The organism is Butyrivibrio sp. DSM 10294, assembly GCF_028539135.1.
Classification (GTDB): domain Bacteria; phylum Bacillota; class Clostridia; order Lachnospirales; family Lachnospiraceae; genus Butyrivibrio.
In genome coordinates this window covers 1-10,704 of record NZ_JANSWL010000053.1, presented here as the reverse complement: position 1 = coordinate 10,704, position 10,704 = coordinate 1, and the positions used below count along the sequence as shown (strand labels likewise).

Genomic DNA, 10,704 nt, shown 5'->3' with positions numbered 1-10,704 from the left:
GTGTTTTCATGTGCACCTCCTTGAAATCGAGAATTATGCTTACAATTTCAAGGGCCGCTTTCGCTACCTATAAAATATAATCAGTAGCGAAAGCGGCCGCACTTTTCAGTCCTGCTGTCAACTATTTTTTTCAAAAAAAAAAGACCCCTATACCATTTCTGGTATAAGAGTCTTATTGTCGTCACACTTAACTTAATGACATTGACGACAGAGCAGGTCATCTTATCTATATTGATGACGGATCAATGGCAGGCATATCGACTTCTGCAAGTACCACTGATCCGTCTGATTATTCTGTAAATTATTCCAATATCTCTATTTTTGATAACCTTGAGATTAGTAACGTAAATGGCACGGTATAGAAATAAGAAATATTATTTTTGCCTAAAGTTTATGAAATTAAAATAATATTTCATCGTTATCTAGTTACAGTCTGCTTGCAAAAAAGTATACTATTATTACGTAACTTTTTGTTTATGGACTTTATTCCAGGAGGCAAGCAGATGAGGAAGGTATTACGAAAAGGCCTAAGTGCTGTTTTGGCAGCATCGCTGCTTTTTACATCTATTGACGTAACTGCGATTGCTGCTAATCCGCAAGAAAAAGAACAGGAAATAATGGTTTTGGATGAAGAACAGGAAAAGGCCCTTGAGGAAAAACTAAAAGGGGCTGTTTCTGAAGATGAGCATCCAAACGGTGTATTTGGATTTTATGAGACAATCCTAAATGCCACAGAAGGCGATGAAGTTGTAGTAAGCGTAGTTCGCCAGGGAAATACTGATAATAAAGCAACAGTAGTTTTTAAAGCAGTTGATGTATCTGCCGAATATGGCAAGGACTATACAATCAGCATAGAGCAAGGCTTATTCGGAGATAAAGATCTCCCTTCTGCAGATGGAGTAAGACCTCTTGTAGAAGAATATGGAGAGATTGCAACCGAGGATGATGTAAATTCCTTCATAACTGTAGAAAAAAATGAGAATGGTGAGGCTAACTTTAATTCATCTGATGTAGAGGAAGAAATCACAGAAGAGGAAAGTGAATTCGATTCCGAAAATACAGATACTTCTGTTACGATATCTGACGAAGGTAAGACAGCTGACACAAATGACGCAGCAGGCACAGATATTGCAGCTGATACAAATGCTGCAGCTGATGTGATAAGCGAAGCTGAGGCAGAGACAATAGAAGTAGTTTCCGAAGAGGAAGAAGGAAACGCTAAGTTTGACGCCAAAGAGGAAGAAACCGTAAATAATACCTCCTCATATCTTGGAGGCACCAACTCTTTAGGTAATTTGTATTCACTCCAGACAGGAGAAGAAGCTCCAAACTATGACTGGAAAGAATATGCAGAAGAGGAAGTTTCCGAAGAAACTAAAGAGGCTATGTCAGCCGGCTATGATGAGAGCAGGGAAAATCTTGCCTCCTTGCCAGGCGTTACAGCAAAGCTTGAATTTGCCGAAGGCGAATACAAAAAGGACATAAAGGTAAAGATTAAGGATGACGAAAAGTCTGAATCAGGCGAAGTCGTTCTTTTTGTGCTGCAGGATGCAGAAGGCGCAGAGATTGGAAGCAGCTATAACGGATACCTCAATATCTCAGATAACGATAACCACGAAGCTCTTGCCTACTCTGTAAAAGAAAAAGAAATAGTTATTACTCCTGATGATTATTTAGCACAGGTTACAATTCTGCGTCATTCAGGAATTGATCAGATGGACTTTGTATCAGTTGGAACGCAGGGTATCGATGCAGAACCTGACGTTGACTACAAGAAAACTGTTACAGAGTTGTTTTTTGCTGCAGGTGTAACTGAGAGAACGGTAGAGATCCCGATAATTTCAGACAGGTCGAAGGAGGCGCATTTCTGGGTAGGACTTACAAGTGCTAACGGAAGCGTTTCGGGAAATAATGCCTGCTACGTTACAATACAGGAAGACCCTGATTTTGAGACAAGATTTAACACAGCATCTGAAGAAAGCTCAGATGACACAGCTGAGTTTAACAGCTCTGTAGCAAACCTTGAAGCAAATTCAGCAGGAACTGAAGAAGTTGTCGTATACCAGAATTCAAGTGAAAATAGCACTGGTAGGAAGGATTATGCATATAAGGTTTTAGATAATATTGATATTTCCTCCGCAGATTACGTAGAAGTAAAGTATAAGGTATGGGGATATACCTATAGATGGTTAATCAACGACGACAGAGAAAAGGCAGTACACCTGTATCTTAGGGGAAAAGGCTTTAAATATAGTATTGAAGATGAGCATTATAAGTTTTTCCAGCCTCCGTCATCTGATCCTGGCAGAGTAGAATCATATACACATAGATGGACAAGATCTAAAGATAAAAACTGGTATTATAAGGATGCAGAAGTATGGTACCAATTCTATCCGGAGGATGGAACTAAGAGCGGAGATGTTCACATTACTATAGAGAAGGTAGTTGTTGGTTATAACAAATACAAATTTGCTATTAATAATAATTATAACGGTATGGGACAATACCGTGAAAAGGCATATAAAGCGATAAATAGCTCTGATGATGGAAGAACTATCGATTATCAGAAGGCATATTTCAATGATAAAAGCGGAAATCAGACTAGCGAGATAACTATAAGAAGCGGAGAAACGGTAAGTACTTCAAGAGAAGCAAAGGGTAGTACTGCGAATTCTCTGGGAGTCTATGCACAAGATAGCACAGTTGATTTTAAGGGCTTTAAGCTTGTAAAACCAAATGTAAGGAACAAAGTCAGTGATGATATTTTGCCGGCAACCTTTGTTGTAGACAACGCGTTTAAGACAAAATACAGAGATTACATGTATTCTGATGGAACCTTTGAACTTGTTCCTGTATATGAACCAAAGAAAGTAACAATAATATTTAATAATGAAAATGCTTCAGCATCCGGAAAGGCAGATGTAAAGGGTCGTATTTCCGGCTTTAATAATGGTGCCGAACTGGAAGCTACCATGCTTGATACTTTAAATGTCAGTGCAGTAGCAAATGAAGGCTATGCAGTTGATAATATTGCGCTTGAGAAATATATAACGGAAAGAGTATATAATGAGAAAGTTCATGGAGAGGCAATATCTTCCGACAACGATAAGTATGTAGTTGCTGCGGATAACCTAAAGACAAGCAATCCAAATCTGCTTGTTTCTCCTTTGAATTATGAAACCAAGAAAAACCTTAGACTTACGGTTAATTATGACGCATCATCTATTACGCTTGCACCTAATCCTCAGTCCAAGAATAACGCTTCAAATGGTAAGATTCTGTATGTTGATTCTGTAGTAACTGATGATACGACAAGTGATACCGGCAAGATGGTAAATGGAGGAGATAGTTTAAGCATTGAAGGCGTCGCCATCAACAAAGCCTATACCTTTGGATCACTTCCTCAAAGCGAAGGAAACTACCATACATTCTGGAAGGACGGAACACTCGATAATGATGGTGATGGAATTGTAAATGATGATAATCCGTTCTATAAATCATTCAAAAATTCTTATGGACAGACAATCAGATATGTGACCAAGCTTCCTAAGAGTAAGATTTATTATAATTTCGTTACAGAACCCGATGTAGCTGCAGAGCTTAATCCTGTTCCAATTCGCGGATGGATTAAAATAAAGGACAAGCTTCTTATTTCAGGCAGCGAGACCACAATGGGACTTAATGGCATTGAGGTATATAGTGACGGTATTGAAGCTACAACCAAAAATGGCGGCTATGGCAGCAAAATAGGGGATGGCTACTATGAACTTGATGAAAGGCATTTCTATGACCTTTTCACTTATTCGGTAACCTTCAACGGAAATACCCCATATGGTGAAGTTTACTCAATGGCGGTACAAAATCCCGGAATAAATGAGGATATTGTAATCGAAACCTGGAAAGATGTAGATATAACTGACGTTCGGCTCTTTGAAAAAGAGAAGAATAAAAATGGAGAATATGAATACAAAGCTGTAGATACGTCAAGTGCTAAAACCGGATATTTTGAAGCGTTTACTGACGGCGATTATGATTATCGCATTCAGATGACCGCACATCGAAGTGGCGTAAATATTGACAAAGCAGAAATGGCCTTTATTAACAAAGATGGCTCTAGCGTTGCTATAATAGGCAAAGAAGATGGTAACCATTCCGGAATCTTTACCTTTGACTTTAATCCTGCTAAACAGTTTATTAAAGCAGGAGCAATTGCCAGAGTAACCTTTAGCTCAGGGGCATCCAAATTCCTCTCAAGAGATGTAGGAATTAAGATTAGAGCCTCACTTGGTGTTATTAAAATTGTCAATTTCTTTGTAGGAGATACAAGCACTGCCAGAATCGATATCATTGGCGCAGTAAATTCCGCTTTTGATCTTGGATGGACTGGAAATGTAGATAAAGCTACTAAAGGAAGTAATGCCTATGAAGACGAAGAAAAGAATAAGGTAATTAAAGTAGGCTTTAGCAAAAATATTGTCGATAAAGCCACAAAGGACACTATGAAGGAAGCTGCAAATGATGCAGCTGATGCCGCCAAGGCAGTTGGAAAAACGAACTCTGAAATTGCAAAGCTTGAATCTAAGCTTTCAAAGGCAAACGAATCACAAAAGAAAGAACTTGAAAGCAAAATAGCTGAGAGTAAAAAGAAGCTTGAAGAGAATAAGAAAGAAGCGGAGGAAAAGAAAAAAGAATTTGACAAGGTCCTTGCAGGAGCTCAGGAGCCTCAGAAAAACAAGCCTAAATTCGGAAACAGCTTTACCATGGATCTGGGCTTTTCATTCCTTATGACCTGCGGATATGATTCAAATGTAGATGAATGGTATTTTAAGAATCTGATCCTGACTGCAACTGTAGATGCAGACTATAAGTTTACGATGAACTATGCTACGCCTATTGGCGTCACTATTGGTATAGGTCTCGAACTCGAGGTAAAGGCAGGAGCATCCTTTGTTATTGAGCAGCAGAATGACACTGATAGCGCAAAGCGCTATTACATCAAAGCCAATCAGGACGTCAATGTCATAGAAGCTGATAGCTCTGCCTATGGCTCTAATCTTGCCAAGAATGGATTGTTTAGTATAGACCCGTCGATAACGCTGACTTTGTCTGCCGGAATTGCAGGAAATCTGGTAAGCGTAAGCGTATCAGGTAAGGCTGCATTTAATATGGTATTTGGTACCGGCACAGATAGTGCAGGAGCTTGTACACTTAGCGCATCAATAGGAGTTTCTATAATTGGTTTCTCATTTAAAAAAGAGCTTGCAAGTAAGACATATCAGCTCTGGGGAGATGAAGAAACGCTAAATTTCGGAGCAGCATATGGAGACAAGATCGTCAAGGCTCTAGGTGAGGCAAGCAGTTCACTTCTTAGTGAGAGCATAAATGAATTCAAGGCAGATGATGTAAGCTACATGGATGATGGCTATGAATGGCTTGGCGGAGACGAAAGCGAGTCAGTATTTAATGCAATAGATGAGGGCGGAATGGGTGCTTACAGAGAGAGCCCTCTTGCAGATAAAATTTCAAATAATCCTGAGTTTAATATGGTATCCTTGGGAGATGGCAAATTTGCAGCAGTATTCCTAAATCCGCCAAAGAACAGGGTAAATGATGAAAATAACAGATATGCAGCTTACTACACCTATTATGATGGAGCCAGCTGGAGTCTTCCTGAGATACTTGAGGACGATGGAGCACTTGATCAGTATCCACGTATCTACTCACTTGGCTCAAGACCAGGCGCTCTCATCGTATGGTCAAGTGTTAACACAGAGTATAAAGATACAGACAATAAGCTTGAAAGACTAAATGCCCTTGACATTCACGGCAGATTTATAAGTAAAGACGGAACTCTTTCAGACATTCAGGAAATAACTAAAACCACAACTGATAAAAATGCCGCTGAGACTGGTCTTGAAATTAGCGATAAATCTGCAGACAGAATGTTTGGTATATTCTCAGCTAATGACAAGCTTGTTGTATGCTACGAAAAACGTCAGTATGCAAATAAGACTTCAGATGAAGCTGAAGTCGGCGATATGATTTATCCTGTAAGCTCACTTATCGCAGTAAGAACCTACGATTATAACGAAAATACATGGGCACAGGGAACAGAAAGTCTTGATTCTCTTCCAGGCCTTATGGCTCTTGGAACAAAGGCAGCACAAGAGAGGCTTAAGACCTATAATGAAAACGTATACGGACAGAAATTCCTTGATTATCTTCCTGGCGTAATTCTAAAGGAAGATCTTGGAGATAATGGCTACTACAGAAGCGGCGGAAGCGGCACAACAGCAATTAAGCTTGAAGATAAGACCAAAGGCTTCCTTCTTGAGTCTGATGCCCGTATTACAACTATTTCAGGTAAGGACTACGGCGTAGTTGCTTATACAGTTGATGCTGACGGCGATATGAATACGCTTTCAGACAGACAGCTCTATATGGTAACCTATGACATGGATAAGGGAGAATTTGACGAACCTGTAATTTTAACAGGCTACGAGATTAACTCTCTTACAGGAGAAGCTTATACTCCTGAGAGCAGTAACCCAAGGCTTCTTAATGCAAACGGAGCACTGTACGTCCTCTGGCTAAGAAAAGAAAACATCCTTGGCCTTAATGTATCAAATCTTATTGTAAACGAAGAACAGCTTATAAAGACTGGTACAGAGGACGGCATAAGCTACAGATACGTTGATAAGTCTGAGCCAACGAGCAAAGAAAAAGCCTTTTATTCAAATCCTAAATACATAGTACAGGGAAGAATTGCTGATACCGAAGATACGACAGGTGAGGTAACAGGAGATATCCATCAGTTTGATGCTGCTACAGATGGAAAGTACATCTACGTATTATGGCCTGAAGCATCCGAAAATGAACAAGAGGATGCACAGGATAGCTTAATTGATACCCAGCTGTGGGCTGTAAGAGTTGAAACTGCAGGAGATGAGTCTAATCCTGAAAGCTGCGGAAGGCTTTCTTATACAACACTTCCTGTACAGGTAACAAGCTATCCTGAGAACAATTTTGACGACATAACCTTTGACGTTGTGGATGGCAGAATGGTTGGTCTTGCAAGAAAGGTTCCTTCAAGACTGATTAAAGAATCTGAGGCAAGAGAGCTTTATGGAGATTCCTACAGCAGTGAAACCTTTGTTCCATATGCTGTATGGGATGATTCCGAAGCATATCCTGTATCCTTCTGGGTTGACCCTAAATCTGTTGCAAGGATCAAGAACGCAGCAATAAATGATGCAGTTGCAGGTGAAGGAGCAAATTTCTCCTTCGAAGTATTAAATGATGGCTTTGACTATCTAAAAGGTGCCAAGGTCATCGCAACTGACATAAATGGCAACAAGCTTCTTGAAGAAGAAGTAGCTAAGGAAAGTGGCCTTACTGGTGGAGAACGCTTTGCCTTTGCAGGACATCTTCCACTTGATAAATCAGCTACTGATGCAGATGTATTTATTACGCTTACTACTAAGGACGGCGAGAGTATTACAACTACACTTCATAAAGATCTGGCACCTGATTTTTCAATTATGAATCTGTCAGTAGTTGAAACAGGCATTAGAGGACTGTATAACGTAAAAGGCACAGCCTTTAATAACGGCGATTCAACCTCTGAAGCAGGAAGCATGCAGATTTATGTAAAGAAAGACGGAAATATCAGAAGTCTTGACAGAGTAAGCTATCCTTCACTTGCACCGGGAGAAAGCTACGAAATCGATACGCTTATCGACGTGACAGACGAAGACTTTGAAAAGTCAGTACTAGGCGTCGATATGGCTACAGGTGAAGTTATTGAAGAAGATGTAGATGGGCAGGGTAAGGATATAGGCTTTGAGATAACAGAAACTCTAAATCTCTACGCATCCTATATTGACGACGATGAAACTATCGAAAAGCCAATTTATCACGAAGCGGCTGATGAAGAGGAGGCACAGGAGTTTGTAACACGCTTTGCTGATGCACAGGAAGAAAGATATGTAGATAAAGCAACTGGAGTAGTTGTTGAAGCTGTTAAAGCAGTAGATAAGAACGGCGAAACTACAGCTGAGCCTGTAAGTGCAGGTAAAGGACTTATCATTCTTGAAAAGGGCGAAAAGGTTAATCTTAGAACAACTATAGAATCAAGCCTTGCAAGTGATGCAGTTGCAAGAGATGAAGACGGAACAGAGCTTGCAAAGAAGACCGGAGCTGAGAACCTGACCTACAACTACGAGTTTATCGGAGATGAAGGAGAATTCGATGAAGATTGCTGGTTTAAAGCAAATAAGGTAGGAACCGGCAAGCTTAAGGTAAATGTATATCCTTCAGACAGAGAGTTTGGTGCTGAGAATTATACACGCCTTGGGACAGATACGCTTGATGGAACGTATAGCTTTGCACGTGTTGCCAATGGCGAATATACTGATACCTATGCTGATTTCCCTGCAGATGCTATTAAGACATTCACCTTGGATGTAGAAGTAGTCGATGAAGGAGAAAGAGGCAATAATGAAGATCAGGTATACTTCAAGGATTCAAAGGGCTTTACCTACCGCATAATTAAAAATAACGAGGTAGCTGTATGCGCGCTTGATAAAGAGAAGCATCTTACAAGCATTTCCATCCCGGCAACAGTTAAAAATGCCGGCAAGACCTATAAGGTTACAAGAATCGATGCAAATACATTTATGGAGAATACGGATCTGAAAACCGTAACTATCGGTAAGAATGTTAAGGAAATCAGAAGCAACGCATTTTCCAATTGTACAAGCCTTACCAAGGTCACCTTTGGAAGCGGACTTGAAATCATTGATGATCAGGCCTTTAAGGGTTGTTACCTGCTTAAGAGCTTTACACTTCCTTCTAAGCTCAAAAAGATCAATGACGAAGCGTTTATGGATTGTATAAGCATAAAGGCTGTTACAATTCCGGCAAATGTAATCTATATTGGTGAAAAAGCATTCTATGGATGCCTTGGCCTTACAACTATTACCATTAAGGCAAATAACCTTACAGCTGATCAGATAGGAAGGAATACATTTGGCAATATCAATGAGCTTGCAGTATTCAAGTTCTCGATGAAGAATAAGACTATCAAAGAACAGCTGACAGATGCTCTGACAGATGATGGTGAGCTATTTGCAGATAAGAAGGGTATTACCTACAAAGTGATGTCCTTTGACCAAAAGACTGTATCTGTAACAGGCCTTACAGAGAACACAAAGCTAAAGCTTAAGAGCGTTACCATCCCGGCAACTGTTGAATATAAGGGTGAAAAGTATTCTGTAGTTTCTGTGGAGAAGAATGCATTTGAAGGAAATGGAAAGCTCACAGCAGTTTCCTTCCCTAAGAGCGTGAGTGCAATAAAGGATGGTGCCTTTAAGGATTGTACAGCACTTAAGAATATCAAGCTTCTTGCAACCCTCCTGAAAGTAGGAAATGAAGCCTTTAGCGGATGCAGTGCTCTAAAGCAGGTCAATATCGCTGGAGCTGATACGAAGTTTGGTACAGCCGTATTTGATGGTGTACCTTACGCAGCAGTATTTAAGCTTACTTCCAAGAATCAGACCACTAAAGAAAGGATAATAGGCTCCATTATTGGAAATACTAAGACCTTTGTTGACAGTAAGAATAATAATTACACCATATTAAGCTTTGTAAACAGAGAGGTTTCCTATAATGGCAATAAGACCAATATTAAGAGCGTAAATGTACCCGATAAGGTTAAGTTTAGAGGCGCTGAATTCTTCGTTGTAGAAGTAAGCGATAATGCCTTTAAGGACAACAATGTAATAACTTCCGTATCACTTGGCAAGAACGTTTACGAAGTTGGAGAAGCAGCATTTAGCGGCTGTACATCACTTAAAAAAGTAACCATGAAAAATGTAATAACAATAGATAATGACGCCTTCTATGGATGTAGCCAGCTTGGAAACGTTACATTTGCTAATGCGACTGAGTACATCGGCGAAAGTTCATTTGAGAATTGCATAGCACTTAAGAACGTTACAATTTTAAGAGATGCCAGAACAATCGATGACAAAGCCTTCTATAACTGCTCTAGCCTTAAGAAGGTCACAATCAAGTCGCAGTACCTCGTAGAGGTCGGAATCGATGCATTTAGTGGAAATCACGCTCAGGCAACCTATAAGATTTCTAACAAGAAGAAATATGATGATTATAAGAAGATCTTAACCGAAGCCGGTGTAGATGCAGCCAAGATCAAGAAGTAACAAGACCAGGAAATATAAAAAGATTAATAAAAATAAGCAATAAAGTTATCAAAATTTAGCAATTTCCACCCCAGTTTTTGGTAATTTATAAATTGTTAAGTTTTAGGGTCCCCAAAGGCAAATGTAGACCACATCTGCTTTTGGGGGCTCTTTTTGTATGTTACTTAATAAAAAGTTTATTTTTTTTTTTTCGTTAATGGCATTTGCGCTCTGTTTTTTTCATAATAGACTTGTATCCGCACCGGATAAGACGAAGTGATTTGCGTCTGCTGGCGATGGCAAATTATCATTCCGGGGCAGAGGAGTATGTGTAACTAAAAAAAGTAGTGGATCCGGACAGTCAATGTCATTAAGTTAGCATTGTAACACGAGGGAAAAGTTTTAAAGAGGATGTTGGAATTGTTCCATCATCCTCTTTTTCCATGGTTATTTACACAACAAATAGACGGATGGAAATCCGCCTGCTGAGCACGTGTAAAAT

Annotated in this window: 1 protein-coding gene; it reads left to right on the top strand. The window is 39.7% G+C overall.

Annotation, left to right across the window (positions count from 1 at the left end):
* Positions 1-503: 503 nt before the first annotated feature.
* Entirely contained in the window at positions 504-10,223 is a 9,720-nt protein-coding gene (locus NXH67_RS04555) for a leucine-rich repeat protein (protein ID WP_272796576.1), read from the top strand.
* Positions 10,224-10,704 lie beyond the last annotated feature (481 nt).

Excerpts from the sequence above, each read along its gene's own strand:
- NXH67_RS04555 (WP_272796576.1), top strand. The coding sequence starts at position 504 with ATGAGGAAGGTATTACGAAAAGGCCTAAGTGCTGTTTTGGCAGCATCG.